Genomic DNA, 21,100 nt, shown 5'->3' on the forward strand with positions numbered 1-21,100 from the left:
CCACCCCTGTTTCACGACGGGCCGGACCCGTCTCTGACAATGAGCGTTCGATGCAACAACGAGTCTACCCACAGCAGTGGCAAAATCAGCACATCTACCCCTCCCTCGACAGCAGCGTACTGGAAGCGGACATGAGCCTGGCCCGCGCCAGCCTCGCCGAGCTGGCGGTCTTTATCGACGGCCTGGGCCAGCTGCGTGATCAGGGCGCCGTCCTGCAGGATGGCTTGCGGGATGGCTTACGGGAGGTGCGGCTGCGGGCCCGCCGCATCCGCGAAATAGGTTGGAACATCGCTGTGCTGGCGGCCTGCACGGGGAGCCAGGATGCCCGGGATCCTCTGGCCAAGCAGCTGGCCTCCCGCGCCCGGGCCCTCAATGCGGACCTGTTCAAGACGCTGGCGCCCATCGAAGATCTGATGCTGGGGCTGCCCGAGGCCGAGTTCGGGCAACTGATGCAGGATCCCCTGCTCGGGGAGGAGGAGTACCGGCTGCGCCACGAGCGTCGCTTGCAGGATCAACGGCTGCCGGTGGAGGCAGAGCAGCTGGTCATCGGCCTTGGCACCGACGGCCTGCACGCCTGGGGCAACCTCTACAACGATCTGGTGGGCAAGATCCGGGTGCAGGTAGCCGGCCAGGAGCGGGGGCTGGCAGAGGCGAGCAACCTGCTCTCCAGTCCGGATCGGGCGCAGCGCAAAGAGGCCTTCGACGCCATCAGCGCCGGTTGGGAGGGGGAGCAGGAGACGGTGGCCGCCATCCTCAACGCCCTTAACGGCTGGCGCCTGGAGCTCTCGCGCCAGCGCGGCAGGGTGCGGACCCTGGATGCCCTGGATCTCTCCTGCCACCAGAGTCACATCGAGCGGGCGACTCTGGATACCCTGATGCGGGAGACCTGGCAGGCGCGCGGGCTGGGCCAGCGGGCTCTGGGGCTGATGGCCCGGCGGCTCGGCATCGATGAGCTGGGGCCTGAGGATCTGTTCGCGCCGCCCCCGGCGAGCAGCCACCGCAGCATACCGTTCGAGGAGGCGATCGAGATCATCGCACTGGCCTTTGCCGGTTTCGATCCCGAGATGGGGGCGTTCGCCCGCATGATGGCCGAACGCGGCTGGATTGACGCCGCCCCCACCCCGAACCGGCGCACCGGGGCCTACTGCACCAAGTTTGCGGATCCGGTGGAGCCGCGGGTCTTCATCACCTATGCCGGCACCATGGACAACGTCATCACCCTCGCTCACGAGCTGGGGCACGCCTGGCACAACTGGCTGATCCGGGACTTGCCCATGAGCCAGCGTAGCTACCCCATGACGCTCGCCGAGACCGCCTCCATCTTCGCCGAGACGCTGGTGCGCAGCGCCCTGTTCGAGCAGGCCCGAAGCGCCGAGGAGCGCCAGGCCATCGCCTGGGCGGAAGCCGACGGCGCCGCCACCTTCCTGGTCAATATCCCGGCCCGCTTTGACTTCGAGCAAGCCCTGGTGGCCGAGCGCGAGCAGGGCTATGTGTCATCGGCCCGGCTCAAGGCGCTCACCGACGAGGCCTGGGGGCGCTGGTATGAAAAGAGCCTTGGCCGCTATCACCCCATGTTCTGGGCTGCCAAGGCGCACTTCTCCATCGCGGGCTTCGGTTTCTACAACTACCCCTACCTCTTTGGCTACCTGTTCAGCCTCGGGGTCTATCAGCAGCTGATGAGCCGCAAGGGGGCAGGGGAGGCGAACGTGGCCGAGGCCTATCGCGCCCTGCTGCGAGACACTGGCCGCATGAGCGCCGAGGATCTGGTCGCAAAACACCTGGGGCAGGACATCCGCGAGGCGGCCTTCTGGCAGGGGAGCCTGGCCCTGGTGGCGGCGGCGGTGGATCGTTTCGAGCAGACCCAGAGCTGAGACCGGGCGTGGGCAGGGGCGCCGTGGATGCCTCGTCAGGGGCCTGGCGCCCCTTTTCCCCTGCCGAATGCGCCCAAAGGGGGTGGAAAAAGGATTTTCCGGCGGCGGGGGGCGTGATCCAAAGCAAGAAAGTGCGATGTTTTGGTGGCGCCTCGGCCGTTCGCTGGGGTAGTTTCGATAGAACCGACACAGTTCTTGAGGTCTTATCCATGATCATCTATCTGCATGGCTTTGATGCCACCAGCCCCGGCAATCATGAGAAAGTGCTGCAGTTGCAGTTTATCGATGATGATGTGCGCTTCGTGCACTACAGCACGGTTCACCCCCGCCACGACATGAGCCACCTGCTCAAGGAGGTGAAGAAGCAGCTCGACATGAGCACAGACCCCAAGCCCCTCATCTGCGGAGTCGGGCTCGGCGGCTACTGGAGCGAGCGGATCGGTTTTCTGTGCGGCATCAAACAGGTGGTCTTCAACCCCAACCTGCACCCGGAAGAGAACATGCAGGGCAAGATCGACAGGCCGGAAGAGTACGATGACATCGGCACCAAGTGTGTAACCGAATTTCGTAATAAAAATTCAGGAAACTGCCTGTGCATCCTTTCCGTTCAGGATGAAATCCGCGATAATCGGGACACTGAACGTGAATTGAAGAACTATTACGACATCGTATGGGATGAGCGCGAGACCCATAAGTTCAAGAACATCTCGCACCATCTGCAACGGATGAAGGCCTTCAAAGAAGCCTGAGCCATCACGTCAACCGATTTCGTTTTAGGGAGCCAATGGCTCCCTTTCGTTTTGAGGAACCAAGGAAAATCATCATGATGAATATTGTCGTTGTAGGCGGTGGCGCCGGCGGTCTCGAGCTCGCGACCAGCCTGGGCCGCAAGCTGGGCAAGAAGAACAAGGCCAGGATCACCCTGGTGGATCGCAACCGCACCCACCTGTGGAAGCCCCTGCTGCACGAAGTGGCCACCGGCTCCATGGACGCGGGCATCGACGCCCTGAGCTACCAGTCCCACGCCAAGAACCACGGCTTCGAATTCCAGCTCGGCAGCCTGACCGACATCAAGCGCGACGAGAAACGCATCGTGCTGGCGCCTATCCACGACGAGAGCGGCGCCCTGGTGGTCAACGAGCGGGAACTGCCTTACGACGTGCTGGTGATGGCCATAGGTTCTGTGTCCAACGACTTCAACACCAAGGGCATCAAGGATCACTGCATCTTCCTGGACAGCCCCTCCCAGGCGCACCGCTTCTACAACAGCATGATGAACCGCTTCCTGCAGTTCGCCACCGAATACAAGCCCGGTGACAAGGTGAAGATCGCCATCGTGGGTGGCGGCGCCACCGGCGTCGAGCTCTCCGCCGAGCTCTACAACGCGGTGGAGCAGCTCTATGCCTACGGCTTCAAGAACCTCACCACCGACAGCCTCAAGGTGACACTGGTGGAGGCGGGCCCCCGCATACTGCCGGCGCTGCCTGAGCGCATCAGCGGCTCCGCCCACCAGGAGCTGGTGAAGCTCGGCGTGGACGTGCGCACCGCCACCATGATCACCGAAGCCACTGCCGATGGGCTGCACACCAAGGATGGGGAGCTGATTGAAGCAGACCTCATGGTGTGGGCCGCCGGCATCAAGGCACCGGACTTCATGAAGGAGATCGCCGGCCTCGAGACCAACCGCATCAACCAGCTGGTGGTCAAAGAGACCCTGCAGACCACCCGTGACGAGAACATCTTCGTCATCGGCGACTGCGCCGCCTGCCCGCAGCCGGACGGCAAGTTCGTGCCGCCCCGCGCCCAGTCCGCCCACCAGATGGCGACCCAGGCGTTCAAGAACATCCTGGCCAAGATGAACGGCGGCGAGATGAAGCCCTACCTCTACCACGACCACGGCTCGCTGGTCTCTTTGAGCCGCTTCTCCACCGTGGGCAGCCTGATGGGCAACCTGATGCGCGGCTCCATGATGGTGGAAGGTTATATCGCCCGCATCGTCTACATCTCCCTGTACCGGATGCACCAGGTCGCCCTGCACGGCTACATCAAGACCGGCCTCATCATGCTGGTGGGCCGCATCAACCGGGTGCTGCGCCCGAGTATGAAGCTGCACTAAGCCTGTGCCTTGAGTGGCAAGCACAAGACAAACGACAAGGAGAGGCCAGGCCTCTCCTTTTTTTATGGTCCAAGAGGGGGCTGCCTAGAAGCGCTTGCCGTAGTTCACGGCGAAGAAGTAGAGCGCCGGGGTGGGGTAGTGGCCTGAGAGGGATCTTTCATCGACGCTGGCGCTCTCCATGTGAATGTACTCAAAACCGGCCCCCAGGGTCTCCTGGGCGTTGAACGCATAGGTAACTCCTGTGCCGAGGCGCAGCGCACTGCCGCTCGGCACCGTCAGGGAGGTGTGGCTCTGGTCCCGATAGGCACTGCTGTCGTAGGCCACGCCGCCATTGAGGGTCCACTGCGGCGTCAGATCGTGCTGGAGCCCGACCGCCAGGTGGTAGCTGTCCTGATAGAGCCCCTTCTCTGAGGAGGTGCGGTCAAAGACGGCGACCTGGTTGTCGTTGTAGCGGCTCCAGTCCTGCCAGCCCAGATTGCCCATGATGGCCCAGTCGTGGGCGAAGGCGTGAAAGGCGCTCACCATCAACTGCTGGGGGCTGTTGACCATGCCGGAGAGGGGGATGGTGGCGCTGATCCCGGGCAGATTGGGGCGCGAGAAGGTGATGTCGCGGCCTATGTCGAAGTGATAGGTCACCTCGCTGGCATAGCCCAGCCCGACGCGGCTTCCCGGGTTCCACTCATAGAGCAGCCCCAGCTTGGCATTGAGGGCCCAGTCACTGTCGTCCTGCTTCTGCTCCCCGCCACTGCCCTCCCGGGTGAGGGCGAACAGGCCGTAGTTGATGCCGACCCCGGCCCCGAGCGACCAGTGCTCGTCGACGCGGTAGGCAATGGATGGCTGCAGGGTGAGGCCGATCAGGGTGGCCTCCTCGATGAGCTGCTTGCCGGCCCAGTCGCCAAAATCCAGCCCCAGCCCGAAGTTGCCATAGAGCGCCAGGCCCGCCGACCAGCGCTCATCGAGCTGCTGGCTGTAGTAGGCGGAGGCCGCGGGGAACCAGCCGATGACGGTATCGACATCCCCCTCGGCGGGATCGTCCAGATCGTAGGGCACATCCCCGTAGAGCAGTTGCCCGCCCAGGGTCAGGTGGCGCCCCTCCAGGTGGCTCAGGCCAGCGGGATTCATCAGCTGCACAGTGGCATCCTGGGCCCTGGCGGCCATGCCGGCGGAGGCGAGCCCGAGATCATTGGTGCCGGTTTCGTACAGATAGAGGCCGGCGCCCTCGGTGGGGGCGCTCAGCAAGGTGGCCAGTGGCAACAGCAGCAGCGTTCGTTTCATCAAGGTCCCTCTCCCATCAATCCGGAGGATCGGCCCCCTCCTGCAAGTGCCAGATGCATCTGTAAAAGGGGGAAAAGATCCGCGACACAGGCATTATAGATGGCACTTTGGATGCCGAATCAATCACTTGTTAGCTCCGGGTGCGCGGCGTCTCCCGCTGTCCCCGGCAAGGCGGGGTTATGCTTTGGTCAGCGCCTTGCTACCATGGCGGCAACGGTGCCCTGCGCACCCTATTGAACCCACAGGAGACCTCATGATCCTCTCAACCACCCCCACCCTGGAAGGCAAGGCCATTCGTGAATACCGCGGCATAGTCGTGGGTGAAGCCATCCTGGGTGCCAACATCTTCAAGGACCTGTTCGCCGGCATCCGCGACATCATAGGTGGCCGCTCCGGCGCCTACGAAAAGGAGCTGGCCCGGGCCCGGGAGATCGCCTTCGAGGAGCTCAAGGAACGCGCCCAGGCCCTGGGCGCCAACGCCGTGGTCGGCATCGACATCGACTACGAGGTGGTGGGCCAGAACGGCAGCATGCTGATGGTCAGCATCAGCGGCACCGCCGTGGTGATCTAGCTCGCCTTTGCCCCCTGGCCGCCTATGACGGCCCGCAGCAAGCCGACCCCAAGGTCGGCTTTTTACTGGGTGCGGCCCCCCTAGGGTATGGGGGGCGATTCCCCCTTCTCCCCTTGCGGGAGAAGAGCTGGGGATGAGGGGGAGGCCCCGGGCCGGGAATATTGTTTACTTTTTCTATCCGACTTGGTTATGTCGTTTGATTTATCTAAACAAAAAACGGCCTGCCCGGGGCCTGCGAGCCCTTGCCGGGATGAAAACACCTGGCGTCAGCAGGTTCAGCCCTTATGTCCCGTTTCATGCAAAGAGGCCGCAGTTGCGGCCTCTTTGTTGTTGCTATCGGGCAGGATCAGGGCAGGGCATCGGCCCTGAAGGTGTTGCAAGGATCTGCGGCCCCCGTCTCTTAAATGTTTATTGATCTCAGGGCAGGGCATCGGCCCGGAAGCTGGCGCGGATCTGCGGCACCAGGGGGGAGGGGTCGAAGCCCTTCTCCTCTCCCAGCACCGGATGGAGCACGGGCTTGTCCTCTATGGGAGTGAGATCCCCTGCCAGCAGCGCTCGGGTGGCCTGTCCCATCTGGTAGAGCTGGCGCACCGGGGCGAACTGGCGCTCGAGCGTGATGGCGCCATCGTTGCGGGTGAAGGCCATCATGGGGATCTGGTAGGGGGCATCCCGGGGCGGCTTGGCGCCATGGATGTTCTTGCCCGCCGACATCAGGAAGGGCTGGTGATCCCCGAAGGCCACCACCAGGTAGCGCTTGCCGGAGCGATCGAGCGTCTTGAGCAACCGCTCCAGGGAGGCCATGGCGTCCACCACCCCTGTGTAGTAGGTGTTGAGCAACTGCCTGTCCGCCGGGCTCTGATCCGGGCAGGCCCTGTCGATCTGCTGGGCCCGATAGCGATCCCCGTCGAAGGGGCCGTGCCCCTGCATGGTGACCGCGTAGGCGAACAGCGGCTTGTCATCCTGCTCGCTGCGTCTGATCAGGTGATCGATGAGGGCATCGTCCGAGATATAGAGCCCTTTATGTTCGAGGGTGGTGAAGCGGGTGTCGAACCAGCGCTCCTCGTAGCCGAGGGCCGGGATCGCCTTGGCACGGCCCCAGAACTTCTCCACATAGGGGTGGGCGAACAGGGTCTGGTAGCCGTTCTGCCTGGCGCTCCTGGCAAGGCCGGGCACCTGATCCGAGAGGTAGTAGTAGGGCACTACCCCCTGCTTGAGCAGGCCCACCGGCAGGCCGGTGTTCATCTCGAACTCCGCCAGCACCGTCATACCCCCTGTGGTGGGGGAGTGAATGGTCTTGTGCCACTGGGCCACGTCGGCAGGCAGGGAGAGGGTGGGAGCGGGGGCGCAGATCCTGCCCTGCCAGTCGAGCCAGAGCGACTCATATTGCAGCACTATCACCAGATCGAAACGGGGCGGCTGGCCCGGGGCCGGCTGGCTGAGTTCCGGGGTGCGCTCGTTGATCTGCAGGGGGTAGCGGAAGATGTTGCCGCTTTGCAGCATCTCGTCCACCAGGTTGAAGAGGTAGAGGCCGGGACCGGCGCGGATGATGTCCCTGTGGTAGTTGACCGCCCTGTCCACGTAGCGGATGTTGGCCCCCAGCAGCTTGTTGCCGGTCTGGGTGGCGAACACGCAGAGCGCGAAGAAGGCGGCGGTAGCTGCGGCCGTGCGCAGGATCCAGCGCGACAGGGCGAAGCGCCAGCACAGGAACAGGAGCCCCAGCACGGCCAGCACCGGCAGCACGGGGTGCTGATCGAGCAGTATGTGCAGCAGGGCCATCAGGTTGCCGAGATCGTCCCCCCCAAGGGGCACCCCGTAGATGGCTATCTTCATGAAGTTCGCGAGCAGGCCTATGCCCGAAAGCGCCGTAAAGACCAGCCCCATATAGAGGTTGAAGCCCGCCAGGGCGCAGAGGCTCCAGCCCAGCACCATGCTGCCCCAGGCGAGGTAGTAGTGATCGGGCCTAAAGCCCGACCAGAGCAGAAACTCCCCCAGCTTGAACACCACGAAGCCGTGCAGCAGCACGAAGGTGAGGTTGCCGAGCAGCAGGCTGCCCAGCACCCGGGAGCGGTAGCTGCGGCGCAGCCGCGGCAGCAGGGCCCTGAGCACGGCGGCGCTCACCAGCAGCACCAGCAGCAGGCTGGTCATCAGATAGGTCAGGTTGAAGCCGCGCTCCGGCAGGGTCTGCAGGATCTGGCTGTATTCGGCGCTCTCGGGTCTGTCCGCCAGCAGCAGGCCGATCCGCAGCTGATAGCGGCTGTCCAGGGCGTCGTCGGGGGCGCGCAGGGCGCTGTTGAGATCCAGGGTGCAGCGGTTCTGGCGACACTTCTGGCGCTTCTCCACCGCCTGGCTCAGCTGATCGATGCGCATGCCCTTGTCGTTGAGCAGCTCCACCCGCACCTTGTCCCCCGCCTGCAGCGGCTTGAGCAGTTGCCACTGGCTGCGCACCACCAGATAGAGGCCGCGACTGTCGCTCTTGTAGAGCAGGCTGTGGCGACTGAGGGTGGCGATGGGCTGATCGGCGGGCCCCAGGATCAGCGGCTGTGCCTTCCCCAGCCAGCCGACGGGATTGAGCAGCGGCAGGGCGAGAGTCAACAACAGCAGGGCGATCAGCAGACCGAACAACCACCCGGTCAGAGACTGGGAGGAAGAGGGGGAGCGATCACAGACGGGGGCATTCATAGGGGCTCATCCTTGGAGCGGGCAGGGCAGCAACGCTGCATCTATTTTGACCCGATGGTGAGGGGCTTGTTCCTTGATGTCAATTTAATGACGACGGGATGAATATTGGGTGACGGCCTGTGCGTGCAAATTGTGATCCCGATCCGGCATGGGCACTCATTCTGTGATGAAAGCGTCATCATGGGCCTTTGCCGCTGGTCTGGGAGAGGGGCGCTGTTTAGTCTCTCAGTAACGGTTGGAGGTACATGTATGAATCCCAAGGTTGCGGCACGTCAGGCAAGACTGCTCCAGATGCTGGAGAACGGGGACGAGATCCGGATCGGGCGTGAGCGAGACTGTCCTCTGCCCCTGGCCCAGTTGACCAGGCTGACCGAGGATCACCCGGACGTCGTCAAGGTCTATGGTCAGGGGCTCACCGCCGAGGTGTTCCACCTCAAGGTGGAGGGGCACCACTGGTGCCTGAAGCGGTGCCGGCCAGACTCCCTGGTGGCCAACGTCGACGGCAAGACAGCCTTTCTCACCGAGCTGGAGCGGCGCCGGGAGATAGAGAGCCTGCGGGAATTGCACCCCACCATACTCTCCAACGTGGTCTGTACCAGTTTCGGCTCCGCCCGCGCCGGGGTGCTGGTCTCCCCCTGGTTGAGGGGAGATCCGGTGCGCAGGCTCAATGAGCGCAATCTGGCGCAGATGCTGGCGGTGGAGGCCGAGCTGGCCCGCTGGGGCTGGTTTGACTGGGATCCGAGCCCGGGCAACCTGCTCGACGACGGCCAGCAGATCTCGGTGTTCGACTTTGGCTACATGTGGCCCTTCGATCCCCTGCACGAGTTCAACTCCAACGGCCTCACCGATCCGGCATTTCATGTGGCTGAGCGGCTGGAGACCCGCACCCTGTCCGGGCTCTGGCTGGAGGAGGCAGATCCCCTGCCGCTGTTTCGCCACTGGCGCGAGCTCTGCCTCGCCTGGGCGAAGGGGGAGTTGCAATATCTGTCACGGGAGGGGGCCAGCGCCCCCGTGCTGGCTCGGATGCAGGGGCTGGTGGGGGAGTGGAGTGCGGCGCTGGCAAGCGAGCAGGCGCTCGCCGCCAACTGGTGGCGCGACATGTATCGCAGCCACCGGCTCGACATTCTGGACGATCTCAGCGGCAAGAGCTGCGGCCCTGTGACCCTGCGCCGCCTCGACTGGCTGGAGCAGGCTGTGCGGGATCAATTCCCGGCGCTGGCCGATAACCTGGGATTTGATGAGGCCGGTCTCAACCAGGCGGCGCTGTTGCAACGGCTGGGGGGGCTGCGCGAGCAGATCCGGGCCAACCTGTTGCCGACCCGGACCAGCCAGCCTGCGCGCTGACATGGGGATGACAGAGTGACAAGAGGGGCGCATGGGCGCCCCTCTTCGTTGGTATAGCTTCTGGTGCCATGGCCTTCCCCCGATACCAGACCCTTCTGCCCCAGGGGGAGAAGGGTCTGGCCAGGTTTCGTCAGGCTCAGTCGAGCAGCTCCTGGTGGAGGCGGTTGACTATGTTGCCCGCCTCGCTCTCTTTCACCAGGAAGCAGAGGTTGTGGGCGCTGGCTCCGTAGCAGATCATCCGGATGTTGTGCTCGCGGATGGCGTCGAACACCCGGCTGCCCACCCCGGCGGCCTCGCTCATGCGGTTGCCGATGAGGGCCACCAGCGCGAAGTCGGTCTCCACCTCCACCTTGCACAGCTGGCCGAGCTCCGCCAGCACCTTGTCGCCCAGGATGGGCTCGCCGTTGCTCTGGCTGCCGGTGTGATCCAGGGTCAGGGAGACGCTCACCTCGGAGGTGGTGATGAGATCCACCGAGATGCGGTGACGGGCCAGGATGCCGAACACCTCGGCCAGGAAGCCGTAGGCGTGGAACATGTTGAGGCTGTGCAGGGTGACCAGCACCTGCTGGCGGCGCAGGGCCACGGCGCGAAACAGCGGGCTGGTCTCGGTGCTGGCGCGGATCCAGGTGCCACCGGCCGCGGGATCCCTGGCGGAGCCTACGAACACCGGAATGTCCTGGCGCAGGGCGGGTTGCAGGGTGGCCGGGTGCAGCACCTTGGCGCCGAAGGTGGCCATCTCGGCCGCCTCCACGAAGCTGATCTCGGGGATGGGACGGGCCCGGGTGACCAAACGCGGATCCGTGGTGTAGATGCCGGGCACGTCGGTCCAGATCTCTATGCTGCCTGCGTCCAGCGCCTCGGCGAGCAGGGCCGCGCTGTAGTCGGAGCCGCCCCGGCCCAGGGTAGTGGTGCGGCCATCGGCGTCGGCGCCGATGAAGCCCTGGGTGATGACGAGGCTGTCACCGAGCAGCGGGCCCAGCGTGGCTTGGCAGAGGGTGCGGGTGGCGGCGAGATCCACGGTGGCCTTGCCAAAGCGGCTGTCGGTGCGCAGCAGCTGGCGCGCGTCCTGCCACTGGGCCTTGATGCCCCGCTGGTGCAGCAGCTCGGTGAAGAGGCGGGTGGACATCAGCTCGCCGCAGGCGATGAGACGGTCAGCCAGCTCGGCATCCGTGTGCTGGCAGGCCTGGCGGGCCATGGTGCGAATGTCGCCGAGCTGGGCATGAATGAGAGCGCTCACTTCGCCCGGGTTGCCGAGCGCCGTCAGTATGGCTTGCTGGATCCCGGTCAGCTTGTCGAGCTGGGCATCCTGCCCGGCTTCATCCAGTTCACCCTGGGCCAGGCTCACCAGCAGGTTGGTGACGCCGGCGCTGGCGCTCAGAACCACCACCCGGGTCGCCGGATTGGCCAGCACCACATCGGCGCAATGGTTCATGGCCGCGGCATCGGCGACACTGGTTCCGCCAAACTTGGCGACGTTGATCGGGTTCATTGCATACTCCTGTCTCAAGGTGAAAATCCGGTTTCATCGGGCAAAAGAGAGGAGGAGGCAGAAAATGGCAGGAAAACGTAAGGATCCCGGCCAGAAGCACTCCATCCGCGGTGCCCATCCCACAAGGATCCTGCTGGATGCCTGTGGGATGCACACGACCGATGACAACCCGGGGGATTCAGCCCCCGCAGCCGACGTTGAGGTATCCAGTTGCCTCACTCGTCTCGGCGCTGCTCCCCCTGACCCAAGTTCACCGGACTCTGGTGTCCTCCCTTGGGCTGCCTGGGCAGCGCTCCTCTTCTGGTGCCACCTCGGAAGGTGGCGTGCATGTAGAAATACCCTGCACTGGATTGCACTGTCAATTGAGTTTGTAAAAAAGTACACAATTGGCAACAACCAGGCACAAGATCAATCAGTTACGAAATCGTCTTGGACAAAACCTTGGAGCGACGCTGCCAGTTGTAGAGGCGCTGGCGCGCCACCGGCAGATCTTCCACTTCCAGGGGATCGAAGCCCCGCTCCCGGAACCAGTGGATGGAGCGGGTAGTGAGCACGAACAGGCGGCGGATGCCGAGCCGCTTGGCCCGCTCGGCCACCTTGGCCACCAGCTGATCCCCCCGGTTGGAGTTGCGGTACTCGGGATGGATGGCGACGCAGGCCATCTCGGCCATGGCTTCTTCCATGAAGCAGTAGAGCGCGGCGCAGCCGATGATGAGGCCGTCGCGCTCTATGATGGTGAACTTGTCTATCTCCATCTCCAGCTGCTCGCGGGAGCGGCGCACCAAGATGCCTTCCTCCTCCAGCGGCCGGATGAGGTCCAGGATGCCGCCGATGTCCTCTATGGTGGCGGCCCGCGCCCGCTCGGCGCTTTCTCGCACTATCTGGGTGCCGAGCCCCTCGCGGCTGAACAGCTCCTGCAGCATGGCGCCGTCATCCTGATAGCTCACCAGGTGGGAGCGCGGCACGCCGCCGCGACAGGAGGCGATGGCCGCGCGCAGGTAGCGGGCGGTGCCGGACATCTCCTCGCCCGCCTGCTCCAGCTCCACCAGCAGCTCTTCGGCCTGCTCGGGGAAGAGCTCCGAGATGGCCACGCCCTGCCTGTTCATCACCCCCTGGGTGCTGCTGAAGCAGATGAGCTTGTCGGCCTTGAGATCCACCGCCACCCGGCGCGCCACCTCTTCCGAGCTCAGGTTGAAGCTCTCGCCGGTGACCGAGCAGCCGATGGGGGAGATGAGCACCAGGCCATGCTGATCCAGCTGGCGGGTGATCCCCTCCACGTCGATGCGCCGCACCCGGCCGCTGTGGCAGTAATCGATGCCATCTTCCACCCCGAGCGGCTGGGCGGTGACGAAGTTGCCGCTCACCACGCTGATGCGCGCCCCCTGCATGGGGGTGTTGGCCAGCCCCATGGAGAGCTGGGCCGTGATGTCGTATTGCAGGCCGCCGCACACCTGCTTGATGATGGCGAAGCTCTGATCGTCGGTGACCCGGATCCGTCTGTGGTACTGGGCCTCGATGCCGGCACGGGCCAGCGCCTCGTCGTTTTGCGGACGCGAGCCGAACACCAGCACCAGGCGAATGCCGAGCGTCTGCAGCAGGGCGATGTCGCTCACTATGTTGGCAAAGTTGGGGTGACAGATGGCTTCCCCGCCCATCATCAGCACGAAGGTGGCACCCCGGTGCACGTTGACATAGGGGGTGGATTGCCGAAAGGCATGGACCAGGCTGGGTTCGCGTTCACGCACGTGTTTCGTTCCATAAAAAAGCAGCAATTTGCCCAATATATGAAAATAAATTCACAAATCAAGACTAAATATTGGTTTTGCTGTTTTGTGCCGCCATTTTGACCAGCCGCAGACGCCCTGCGCCTGGGTGAACCGGGCGGCGGTCAGCCTGCTGAAGGGGCCGCCTTGGTTGATCCGGGCTCATAACCTGTTATCTTCGGGGTTCCTTTTCGTCAGCCGCCTCGCGCGGGATTTTATTCAAGGACAGGGCATATGGAGCAGATTATTTCACCGGCAGAGGCCCTGCCGGGACGACGGGAAGCGCTGGCGATCGGCCAGCAGCATGCCGTCAACGGCCACCCGACCCAGGGCCCCTGGCCCGAGGGGATGGAGCTAGCCTGGTTTGGCATGGGCTGTTTCTGGGGCGTGGAGCGCCTGTTCTGGCAGCAGCCCGGCGTCTATTCTACCGCCGCCGGTTATCAGGGGGGCCTGACGCCGAACCCCACCTACAAGGAGGTGTGCAGCGGCCTGACCGGTCATGCGGAGACGGTGCAGGTGGTGTTTGATCCCAAGGTCATCAGCTATGGCGATCTGCTCAAGCTGTTCTGGGAGCAGCACGATCCGGCCCAGGGCATGCGCCAGGGCGGCGACATCGGCACCCAGTACCGCTCGGTGATCTTCTATGGGGATGAATCCCAGGAGGCCATCGCCCAGCAGAGCCTGGCGGCCTACCAGCAGGCGATGATGGCGAGTGGCGATGCCCGCGCCATCACCACCCGGATCCTGCCGCTGGCACCCTTCTACTACGCCGAGGATTACCATCAGCAATATCTGGAGAAGAACCCGGAAGGCTATTGCGGCCTGGGGGGCATTGGCGTCTGCCTGCCGCCCAGCCTGAACCGCTGAGGCGCAGCCTGGATAAAACAGGGGCCATTAGGCCCCTGTTTCGTTTTTTTGAAAGAAATATTAAAAAAAGCGTCATGGCCGGGAACTTAACCCAACCTCGGCAGACTAATCAGGGTAGCTACCATGGACGGCAGCCAAGACCAGACACATTTCTTGCCTCGATATTCATTCAACTGACAAGCGCGATGAATCGGAAGTGATAGCAAGCAGGGCTGCCCTTTGAGGCGGCCCTTTTCATTTTGCGGATCTTTGCGGGCCGTGCGGCCGCGGGGGAGGGGACTAGCCGATGGTGCTGTCGAACAGGTTCTTGATGAGATCGATGAACTCATCGAGGAAGGCGTGCTGGGCCGGGGTGGGCGCCCGCAGCCAGACGGCGGAGAGCACCTCCTCCAGATCGGCCACCACGGCGTCGGCCTCCTGCATGATCATGAAACGCACCTTGGGGTCGAGCTGGGGGTTCTGCTCGCAGATGGCCATGAGGTTGTCTGCCACCCGGTTGCTCACCAGATCCTCAATGGTCTGAGAGCCCGTGCCCTGCTGCTGGCTCTCGAACAGGCCCAGACTCTCTACCAGATACTCGATCAGCGCAATATAACCGTCGCTCTCTACCACCATGATGGCTGCCTTCATTCATTGCTTTGGGGAAATGGTGGGTATTTTAGTGGCTGGCCCTGGCTTGGCAAGCGGCAGTAGAGGCGATGGCGGACAAAACTGACCCCGCCGCGCTCCACGGTTTCCAATCCGGCCAGCTCGAAGCCGTGGCGCAGAAAGAGCGCGAGGCTGAAGGCGCTGGCCTCTGTGGTCAGGCTGTGCAGACCCTGCTGGCTGGCCGCCTGCAAGGCTCGCTCCAGCAGCAGGCCGCCGAGCCCCTGGCGCTGATGATCCGCGCTCACATAGAGCAGGCTGAGGTGGCCGTCATCGCTTAAGGTGACAAAGCCAAGGGGCATCCCCTCCTGCTCCATGACCCAGCCGTGGTGCTCGCGCAACTGGCTGGCGAGACCCGGATGACGGGCACCCTGGGCCCATTGCTCCACCTGCTCCGGGCTGTAGTGCTCCGGGCCCAGGCGGCGAACCGACTGCTCGAACAGGGTGAGCAGGGTGGGGATGTGCTGCTCCCTCAGGGGACTGATCCGGGCGGGCGCGGTGTTTTGTGTCTGCGGCATGGCTGTTATCCTGCCTTTGCTGATAAGGTCGGCGCCTGTGGCCGCTTGGCTTTGGGCAAGCCCGCCACCACGCGCTGGTAGGAGTGTTCAATCCAGCCCTGCCAGAGCTCGGCGTCCAGATTCTCGCTCAGGGTCACCGTGTTCCAGTGCTGCTTGTTCATATGCCAGCCGGGTTTCACTTCGGGGTGTATCTCTCGCAGCAACAGGGCGAGCTCGGGCTCGCATTTGAGGTTGATGGTCAGCGGCTCTGCCTGCCAGTCCACCAGGGCGAACATCTTGCCGGCGATGCGATAGACCAGGATCTCCGGGCCAAAGGGGGTATCCTCGGTGGCGCCGGGCTGGCTTAGCAGAAATTCACGTAACGATGCAAGGCTCATACAGGACTCCATGCTGGTCCGATGATGGGTGGCAGCATATTCAGCGGGGCGCCCCTTCTGTTAATATGCCCGCCGAGTATATCCCCCAACCCCCCGGGAGCCCATAAGATGTTGTACCACAAGACCTTTGAGCTTGGCCCCGATCGGGATTGGGTGGTGTTCGTGCACGGCGCAGGCGGCAGCTCCTCCATCTGGTTCAAGCAACTGCGGGCCTACCGGGAGCACTTCAACGTGCTGCTGCTGGATCTTCGCGGCCACGGCCAATCCAACCAGCTGCAACAGGTGGTGAAGGGGCACTACAGCTTCAGGGCCGTGACCGAGGACATACTGCGGCTGCTCGATCACCTGCGCATTCCCCGCGCCCATTTTGTCGGCATCTCCCTTGGCACCATCCTCATTCGCCACCTGGCCGAGCTCTGCCCCGAGCGGGTCAAGAGCATGGTGCTCGGCGGCGCCATACTGCGCCTCGACATCCGCTCCCGGGTGCTGGTGCAGCTTGGCCGGGTCGGCCAGCACATACTGCCCTACATGTGGCTCTACCGCTTGTTCGCCTTCATCATCATGCCGCGCCAGCACCATCAGGAGTCCCGCAACCTTTTCGTACGCGAGGCCCGCAAACTCTGCCAGAAGGAGTTCAAACGCTGGTTCCGCCTCGCCACCGAGGTGAACCCCCTGATGCGCTACTTCAAGGAGCGCGCCCTGCCGATCCCGACCCTCTATGTGATGGGGGAGGAGGATCATATGTTCCTCGCCCCGGTGCGCGAGCAGGTGGCCCGCGACCCCTACAGCCAGCTCGAGATCATCGAAAACTGCGGCCATGTCTGCAATGTTGAGCAGCCGGAGCACTTTAATCGACAGTCGTTGGCGTTTATATCCAGCCAGACGGTTGCAGCGTAAGCGATTTAATCGGGAAGGTTAGGCGTAGGTTGGGTTGAGCGAAGCGAAACCCAACACGGGAATATTATTTCCATCCCATTGATCGTCGGTTTGGAACATTTCAAGTAGGTTCGATTAGCGAAGCGTCATAGAACCTACGGTCCTATAACAGTTCAATTAGGTGCTCACAACATAACATATCACTGAGACTTGAATCTAATAAAGGTTGAATTAAAATTTTAACTTTCTTTAGTGATGCCTGTGCTTCAAACCTAAAGGTTTCATCTATTAGCGTCACATTCGAGAAGTCATTAATACGAATTAAATCATCTTTTAGAGCGATCAAGTAAATATAGTATTTTTCTAGTTCTACATCGTTATAAGAATGTTCAGCATTGCAAATCTTTAGCTCAAATTTCATGTTATTCCTCATGAGCGATAACCAAATGTAATACTTCCCCAACGAGCATACCTAACACCGACAGACCAAATTAGAATTTCATTGTCCTTTTCTGTTTTCGATTTATACTTTGCCACATAATCGTCATCAAAAGATACAGGTATATTATCTAGGTCTATCCAGGGAGCTTTCCAGCAAGAGCTATGAGAACTCCATCCATTTAAAATCACATCGCTTTCATATCTAATGGATTCATTGCGTACAAAACTACTACGCCCAGGTCTCTTTGCCTCTATTCTGAATTGATAATATTCAAGTGCAATAGGAAGGCGATTTGTAACCGTAATTAGGAGGGGGTAGTCTTCGTTGCACTCGGAAGTTGCAGCGAACTTGACATTTAATCCTATACCAGCACCTGACTTAAATGCCCACAACCCTATCCATATAACTCCTATAGCAGCAATAGAACTCGCAATTATCCGTACAATCTTCTTGTTCATAAGGGCTCCTAATAATCTGAAATATAACTCTCATGATTCATCACAGCTCGGTAGGTTAGAATTGCGAAGCGTAATCGGAGTTTCGCGAATTTTTCTTGGTCTGGTAAACCAACGAAAAAATCATATGTCGTAAGGCGAAAACGTGTCCATATGGAGACAGTATCAACCATCAACCATCAACCATCAACCATCAACCATCAACCATCAACCATCAACCATCAACCATCTAGTTGGGTGAGAATGTACCCAACGTATGGAATCTGAATGATTTTTTGAAGCCGATCAGATTCCAAGGTATTCAATACCCCGTCATTTCCAGATAGCCCAGCCCTTTGGCATCTCCCTCCACAGTCACAGCCCCCTCCCAGTAGTCGAAACGACCGGTCATGGCCTGATTGGGTTGGCGCGCCTTGATAACGAGATTCAAATCGGCGGCCTTAAGCTGCCACTCGACGGGGTAGGGCTGGCCCTTGGGGCCGCGCCAGGTCTTGCCGGGGGTGAGGACAATGGATTCCGGGGCGAGCACCCGGCTGCTACCATCCCGCTCGATCAGGATGCCGTAGCGGTTTTCAGGCTCGGGGCGACCTTCCTTGGTGCGTAGGCGAAACAGCATCAGCTCGCGGCCATCGGCCAGTTGCAGGGAGAACCAGTCCCAGCCCGATTGCCAGTCCGCCAGCACAGAGCTGCTCCACTCATGATCGAACCAGCCCTGGCCTGTGACGGCGCGGGTCTCCCCATCGAGGGTCAAAGTGCCGCTCAAATTCAGGCGCGGGTAGGAGTAGTAGAAGGAGGCGTTGCCCGGGCTCTTCTCGCTGTAACCCTCTTTGCCTTGCAGAACCACGGGCTTGGCGGCGCTCACCTTGAGGTTCAGCTCACCCGTCTTGCTCTGCACCTTCAAGGTGGCGGGAAAGAGCGACTCCCCTTCAGAGGCCAGCCGCCACTCTCTTAGCCAATATTCGCCGCCGCTGGCGCCGGCGAGCCCGGGCCCCTGGCGGCTGGTGCGCTCATCCTGGCGGTGGGTACCACGGGCGAGATCCGTGATGGCGAACTGGGCCAGCCAGAGCTGGGGGCTGAGCCAGGGGTTGTCAGATGTGTTCTGCTGCTCGATACCTTGCCGAAACAGAGTCCACTGCATGCCGTAGTCGCGCCCCTGCTCGTCTTTCAGGTTGCCGGTGAGATACCACCACTCGGATCTGTAGTCCGGGTGGGCGCCGTGATCGGTGGGCAAGCGGATGGGCTGACCCGGCTCGGCTTTCCTGAACTGATCGCTGCCGCCCCCGAGCAGGGTGCCCAGATCGCTGGCACCGACCGCAGCGCCATGGAGGATGCAGGCGATCATCAGCGGCCACTTCCAGACTTTTTTCATACCACTCTCCTTGCGGCGTACCAGGAGGCGAGCGCCCCGCACAGGGGGGCCAGCAAGAGCGCCGTGACGGCGTGCAGCGGGGCGGCTTCGAAGGCGAGGCGCCAGCCAAAGGCACGGGGGTTGACCACCTCAATCAGCACCCAGGCGAGGCCATAGCCCACCGGCAGGGCCAGCAGCGCCGTGAGCAGCCCCAATCCCGCCCCCTGCCACACCAGCAGGCGGCGGCAGTGGCGGGGGCCAATCCCAAGGCTCTGCAGGGTCTGCAACTCCCCGCGCCTGGCCAGCCCCAGCACCATAAAGGCCGAGCCTATGCCGACGAAGGCGATGCCGAGGATCAGCAATTTCAGCAGCTCGGTCACCACAAAGGTCTGATCGAACACCTTAAGCGCCGCGGCGTGGATGGCGGGGGCGGGCAGCAGGTTCACCCGCTCGCCAAAACGGGCGCGCAGCCGATCGCTTAGGCCCTCGGGGTCCGTGCTGAAGAGGGCGAGGGATTGCACCTTGCCCCCTTCGAAGGCGTGCAGTATCTGCCCCTTGTCGCTGCCGTAATCCTGATAGACGCCGGTGACGGTGAGCCGCCTTGGCCCCCCTTCGCTCGTCACATCCAGGGTCTGACCCACTCTGACTCCGAGGCGCACAGTGAGCGGCTCGCTCGCCAGCACCTCGTCGGGGGTGGCGGGCCAGCGCCCGGCCAGCAAGGGGTAGGCAGCCTTGAGCTCGGGGATAAAGTCCATCTGCGCCCACTCTATGGGCTGCCCCTGCCAGCGGGCGGGATGCACGGCGCGGCGCGAGGCGGCACGCACGTCCGGCTCGGCCAGGATAGCGGTCAGGGTCTGCTCGCTCAGCTGGCCTCTGCTGCCTGCCACCCCCTTGGGGGCGCTGACATAGAGGTCGGCGGCGAGCCGCTGGCCGAGCCAGATCTCCACGCTCGAGCGAAAGCTCGACACCATGACCCCGATGCCGATGGCCGCGGCTATGGCAAGTTGCAGCGCCATCACGGCGATGGCGGTGCGATCCAGATGGTATTGGGTCTCGGCCACCCCGAGCCGGACGCTGAGGGGGCCGTGCCCGCGCAGCCGCCCCAGCAGGGCGCGCAGGGCATCGGGCAGGGCGAGGGCCATGGCGAGCAGCCAGCCTCCGGCCACGAAGAGGGCGCCCCCCAGGCCGGTCTGCGGCAACAAGAGACAGAGGGCGCAGAGCAGCAGTATGGCGATGGCGAGCAGACGCCTGCGCCAGGGATGAACCGGCGGGCGGCTGCTCCCCTCCCGCAGTTCAAGAGGGGATTGGCGCAGCAACTGCCACCAGCCGGGGAGGTTGGCGGCAAGGGTGCCAGCCAGGCCTATCAGCAGCGCCTTGATGAGGCTGGTCGGGGAGAGGCGCAGCAGATCGATGGGGTTGGGGCCATAAAGGTCTGCCAGCGCCTGGGTGAGCTGCCCCATGAGGGCCAGCGCCAAGAGGCTGCCCAGCAGCAGCCCGAGCAGGGTGCCTATGGTGGCGAGGATGAGCAGCTCTAGGGACAGATAGTGGAGTACCCGGCTTGGCGGCATCCCCAGGATGATGAGCTGGGCGAGCTGGGGGCGGCGCACGCTCTGTACGAAGCGCTGGGCGTTGAACACCAGAAACAATCCCACCGCCATGGCGAGCAGGGAGAGGGCACTGAGGTTGAGGGCCAGGGCATCCCCGAGCTGGCTGGCATCGAGGGCCGGGCTGATGGGCTCGAGCCAGAGCGGCTGATGGGGGAACTCGGATCGCAGCGCAGCCTGCAAGGCTCTTTGCAAGGCATTGGCCTCTTCATCGCTTAACTTGAAGACGATGCGATCCAGCCTTCCTGCCTTGCCAAGCAGGGGTTGGGCCAGGCCTATGTCGGTGACCAGCAGCCGCTCCATGGGGACGGCGCCCGGCTCGAAGGTGCCCGCCAGGGTGAGGGTCAACGTGCGGGCGCTGTCCGCCTCGGCGCCCAGCATAAAGCTCCGCGACTGCCCCGGGGACCAGCCGAGGCGTTTCGCCTCGGGGGCCGAAAGCCAGACACTGTCGGTGCGACTCAGGGTGAAGTCGGGTTCGCGCCCCGGCTGCTCGCCAAAGAGTCGGCGCAGGGGGCCTGGGTTGAAGAGATCCATCCCCAGCAGCTGGAAGCTGCGCCCCTGCTCATCCTTGAGCCAGGCGTGCAACTGGGGCATGGCGTCAAGATCCGGCTGGCTTCGCACCAGCCGAACGTAGAGCCCCTCATCCAGGCCACCGCTCGGGGCCAGGCGGTAGTTCGCTTCCCCCGCGAGCTGGCTGCGGGCGGCGACGAAATTGGTGCGGGCGCTGTGGTTCAAAAGCTCGATGGCCACCACCAGGGTGACCCCCAGCATGAGCCCGGCCAGGCTCATCAGCAGCAGCCAGGGGTGGGCGCGATAGAGGCGCAGCAGCGCCTTCAGCGGCAGCATGATGCATCCCGGCG

Annotated in this window: 18 protein-coding genes and 1 riboswitch; of the genes, 7 read left to right on the forward strand and 11 right to left on the reverse strand. The window is 62.9% G+C overall.

The genetic code is table 11. From position 1 onward, the window contains the following. The first annotated feature begins 50 nt into the window (after window positions 1–50). The 3 genes from OC537_RS04105 to OC537_RS04115 all read left to right on the forward strand — a co-directional run bounded on the left by OC537_RS04105 (window position 51) and on the right by OC537_RS04115 (window position 3,987). Window positions 51–1,871, forward strand: a complete 1,821-nt coding sequence (locus OC537_RS04105; protein ID WP_262109652.1) for a M3 family oligoendopeptidase — start codon at window positions 51–53, stop codon at window positions 1,869–1,871. A gap of 209 nt (window positions 1,872–2,080) precedes the next feature. After that, window positions 2,081–2,620, forward strand: a complete 540-nt coding sequence (ycfP, locus tag OC537_RS04110) for an alpha/beta hydrolase YcfP (RefSeq protein ID WP_163137317.1) — start codon at window positions 2,081–2,083, stop codon at window positions 2,618–2,620. A 74-nt stretch (window positions 2,621–2,694) separates the two neighbouring features. Continuing rightward, window positions 2,695–3,987 carry an NAD(P)/FAD-dependent oxidoreductase gene (locus OC537_RS04115; RefSeq protein ID WP_168234819.1) on the forward strand — a complete coding sequence of 431 codons (1,293 nt, stop codon included), beginning with the start codon at window positions 2,695–2,697 and terminating at the stop codon, window positions 3,985–3,987. A gap of 84 nt (window positions 3,988–4,071) precedes the next feature. Here the strand turns inward: OC537_RS04115 and OC537_RS04120 are convergent, their stop codons facing one another. Then, complete coding sequence (locus OC537_RS04120; protein ID WP_262110553.1) at window positions 4,072–5,262, reverse strand: OmpP1/FadL family transporter; 1,191 nt, start codon at window positions 5,260–5,262, stop codon at window positions 4,072–4,074. A 253-nt stretch (window positions 5,263–5,515) separates the two neighbouring features. Here OC537_RS04120 and OC537_RS04125 point away from each other — a divergent pair, with 253 nt between their 5' ends. Beyond that, window positions 5,516–5,833 carry a heavy metal-binding domain-containing protein gene (locus OC537_RS04125; RefSeq protein WP_025326589.1) on the forward strand — a complete coding sequence of 106 codons (318 nt, stop codon included), beginning with the start codon at window positions 5,516–5,518 and terminating at the stop codon, window positions 5,831–5,833. A 417-nt stretch (window positions 5,834–6,250) separates the two neighbouring features. Here OC537_RS04125 and OC537_RS04130 read toward each other — a convergent pair whose 3' ends face one another. Then, entirely contained in the window at window positions 6,251–8,512 is a 2,262-nt protein-coding gene (locus tag OC537_RS04130) for an LTA synthase family protein (protein ID WP_262109659.1), read from the reverse strand. A 249-nt stretch (window positions 8,513–8,761) separates the two neighbouring features. On the opposite strand from OC537_RS04130, the gene OC537_RS04135 reads away from it, so the two are divergent. Further along, the gene (locus tag OC537_RS04135) at window positions 8,762–9,856 is read left to right on the forward strand and encodes a hypothetical protein (RefSeq protein WP_262109661.1); all 1,095 of its coding nucleotides are present in this window, start codon (window positions 8,762–8,764) and stop codon (window positions 9,854–9,856) included. A 136-nt stretch (window positions 9,857–9,992) separates the two neighbouring features. Here the strand turns inward: OC537_RS04135 and lysC are convergent, their stop codons facing one another. Beyond that, a complete protein-coding gene (gene lysC / locus OC537_RS04140) occupies window positions 9,993–11,345 on the reverse strand; it encodes a lysine-sensitive aspartokinase 3 (protein ID WP_025326592.1) in 1,353 nt (450 codons plus the stop codon). Between the two features lie 86 nt (window positions 11,346–11,431). Beyond that, window positions 11,432–11,653, reverse strand: a riboswitch (Lysine riboswitch). Between the two features lie 108 nt (window positions 11,654–11,761). Next, a complete protein-coding gene (gene argA, locus OC537_RS04145) occupies window positions 11,762–13,090 on the reverse strand; it encodes an amino-acid N-acetyltransferase (RefSeq protein WP_025326593.1) in 1,329 nt (442 codons plus the stop codon). Window positions 13,091–13,342: 252 nt separating this feature from the next. Here argA and msrA point away from each other — a divergent pair, with 252 nt between their 5' ends. Beyond that, complete coding sequence (gene msrA, locus OC537_RS04150; protein ID WP_106887105.1) at window positions 13,343–13,975, forward strand: peptide-methionine (S)-S-oxide reductase MsrA; 633 nt, start codon at window positions 13,343–13,345, stop codon at window positions 13,973–13,975. A 279-nt stretch (window positions 13,976–14,254) separates the two neighbouring features. Here msrA and OC537_RS04155 read toward each other — a convergent pair whose 3' ends face one another. From OC537_RS04155 to OC537_RS04165, 3 genes are read right to left on the reverse strand one after another with little or no spacing between them, the layout of a single operon-like run. After that, complete coding sequence (locus OC537_RS04155) at window positions 14,255–14,590, reverse strand: DUF3802 family protein (protein WP_163137332.1); 336 nt, start codon at window positions 14,588–14,590, stop codon at window positions 14,255–14,257. A gap of 11 nt (window positions 14,591–14,601) precedes the next feature. After that, complete coding sequence (locus tag OC537_RS04160) at window positions 14,602–15,138, reverse strand: GNAT family N-acetyltransferase (RefSeq protein ID WP_262109665.1); 537 nt, start codon at window positions 15,136–15,138, stop codon at window positions 14,602–14,604. Window positions 15,139–15,143: 5 nt separating this feature from the next. Further along, window positions 15,144–15,515, reverse strand: a complete 372-nt coding sequence (locus OC537_RS04165; protein ID WP_106887103.1) for an MmcQ/YjbR family DNA-binding protein — start codon at window positions 15,513–15,515, stop codon at window positions 15,144–15,146. A gap of 108 nt (window positions 15,516–15,623) precedes the next feature. Here OC537_RS04165 and OC537_RS04170 point away from each other — a divergent pair, with 108 nt between their 5' ends. After that, window positions 15,624–16,412, forward strand: coding sequence for an alpha/beta fold hydrolase (locus OC537_RS04170; RefSeq protein ID WP_262109668.1), 789 nt, complete (start codon window positions 15,624–15,626; stop codon window positions 16,410–16,412). 142 nt (window positions 16,413–16,554) lie between these two features. Here OC537_RS04170 and OC537_RS04175 read toward each other — a convergent pair whose 3' ends face one another. The 4 genes from OC537_RS04175 to OC537_RS04190 all read right to left on the reverse strand — a co-directional run bounded on the left by OC537_RS04175 (window position 16,555) and on the right by OC537_RS04190 (window position 21,086). Further along, entirely contained in the window at window positions 16,555–16,812 is a 258-nt protein-coding gene (locus OC537_RS04175; protein WP_262109670.1) for a hypothetical protein, read from the reverse strand. An 8-nt stretch (window positions 16,813–16,820) separates the two neighbouring features. Further along, window positions 16,821–17,291, reverse strand: coding sequence for a hypothetical protein (locus OC537_RS04180; RefSeq protein ID WP_262109672.1), 471 nt, complete (start codon window positions 17,289–17,291; stop codon window positions 16,821–16,823). A gap of 298 nt (window positions 17,292–17,589) precedes the next feature. Then, window positions 17,590–18,657, reverse strand: a complete 1,068-nt coding sequence (locus OC537_RS04185; RefSeq protein WP_410050455.1) for a lipocalin-like domain-containing protein — start codon at window positions 18,655–18,657, stop codon at window positions 17,590–17,592. After that, on the reverse strand, window positions 18,654–21,086 hold the full coding sequence (locus tag OC537_RS04190; protein WP_262109674.1) for an ABC transporter permease: 2,433 nt from the start codon (window positions 21,084–21,086) through the stop codon (window positions 18,654–18,656). The genes OC537_RS04185 and OC537_RS04190 overlap by 4 nt, the downstream gene beginning before the upstream one ends. Between the last annotated feature and the right edge of the window lie 14 nt (window positions 21,087–21,100).

It is taken from the genome of Aeromonas sp. Marseille-Q5825 (assembly GCF_946892685.1).
Lineage (GTDB): Bacteria > Pseudomonadota > Gammaproteobacteria > Enterobacterales > Aeromonadaceae > Aeromonas > Aeromonas rivipollensis.

What these genes read in the sequence shown, in the direction of transcription:
- OC537_RS04105 (WP_262109652.1), top strand. Translation starts at nt 51, where the DNA reads ATGCAACAACGAGTCTACCCACAGCAGTGGCAAAATCAGCACATCTAC.
- ycfP (WP_163137317.1), top strand. Translation starts at nt 2,081, where the DNA reads ATGATCATCTATCTGCATGGCTTTGATGCCACCAGCCCCGGCAATCAT.
- OC537_RS04115 (WP_168234819.1), top strand. Translation starts at nt 2,695, where the DNA reads ATGATGAATATTGTCGTTGTAGGCGGTGGCGCCGGCGGTCTCGAGCTC.
- OC537_RS04120 (WP_262110553.1), bottom strand. Translation starts at nt 5,262, where the DNA reads ATGAAACGAACGCTGCTGCTGTTGCCACTGGCCACCTTGCTGAGCGCC.
- OC537_RS04125 (WP_025326589.1), top strand. Translation starts at nt 5,516, where the DNA reads ATGATCCTCTCAACCACCCCCACCCTGGAAGGCAAGGCCATTCGTGAA.
- OC537_RS04130 (WP_262109659.1), bottom strand. Translation starts at nt 8,512, where the DNA reads ATGAATGCCCCCGTCTGTGATCGCTCCCCCTCTTCCTCCCAGTCTCTG.
- OC537_RS04135 (WP_262109661.1), top strand. Translation starts at nt 8,762, where the DNA reads ATGAATCCCAAGGTTGCGGCACGTCAGGCAAGACTGCTCCAGATGCTG.
- lysC (WP_025326592.1), bottom strand. Translation starts at nt 11,345, where the DNA reads ATGAACCCGATCAACGTCGCCAAGTTTGGCGGAACCAGTGTCGCCGAT.
- msrA (WP_106887105.1), top strand. Translation starts at nt 13,343, where the DNA reads ATGGAGCAGATTATTTCACCGGCAGAGGCCCTGCCGGGACGACGGGAA.
- OC537_RS04155 (WP_163137332.1), bottom strand. Translation starts at nt 14,590, where the DNA reads ATGGTGGTAGAGAGCGACGGTTATATTGCGCTGATCGAGTATCTGGTA.
- OC537_RS04160 (WP_262109665.1), bottom strand. Translation starts at nt 15,138, where the DNA reads ATGCCGCAGACACAAAACACCGCGCCCGCCCGGATCAGTCCCCTGAGG.
- OC537_RS04165 (WP_106887103.1), bottom strand. Translation starts at nt 15,515, where the DNA reads ATGAGCCTTGCATCGTTACGTGAATTTCTGCTAAGCCAGCCCGGCGCC.
- OC537_RS04170 (WP_262109668.1), top strand. Translation starts at nt 15,624, where the DNA reads ATGTTGTACCACAAGACCTTTGAGCTTGGCCCCGATCGGGATTGGGTG.
- OC537_RS04175 (WP_262109670.1), bottom strand. Translation starts at nt 16,812, where the DNA reads ATGAAATTTGAGCTAAAGATTTGCAATGCTGAACATTCTTATAACGAT.
- OC537_RS04180 (WP_262109672.1), bottom strand. Translation starts at nt 17,291, where the DNA reads ATGAACAAGAAGATTGTACGGATAATTGCGAGTTCTATTGCTGCTATA.
- OC537_RS04185 (WP_410050455.1), bottom strand. Translation starts at nt 18,657, where the DNA reads ATGAAAAAAGTCTGGAAGTGGCCGCTGATGATCGCCTGCATCCTCCAT.
- OC537_RS04190 (WP_262109674.1), bottom strand. Translation starts at nt 21,086, where the DNA reads ATGCTGCCGCTGAAGGCGCTGCTGCGCCTCTATCGCGCCCACCCCTGG.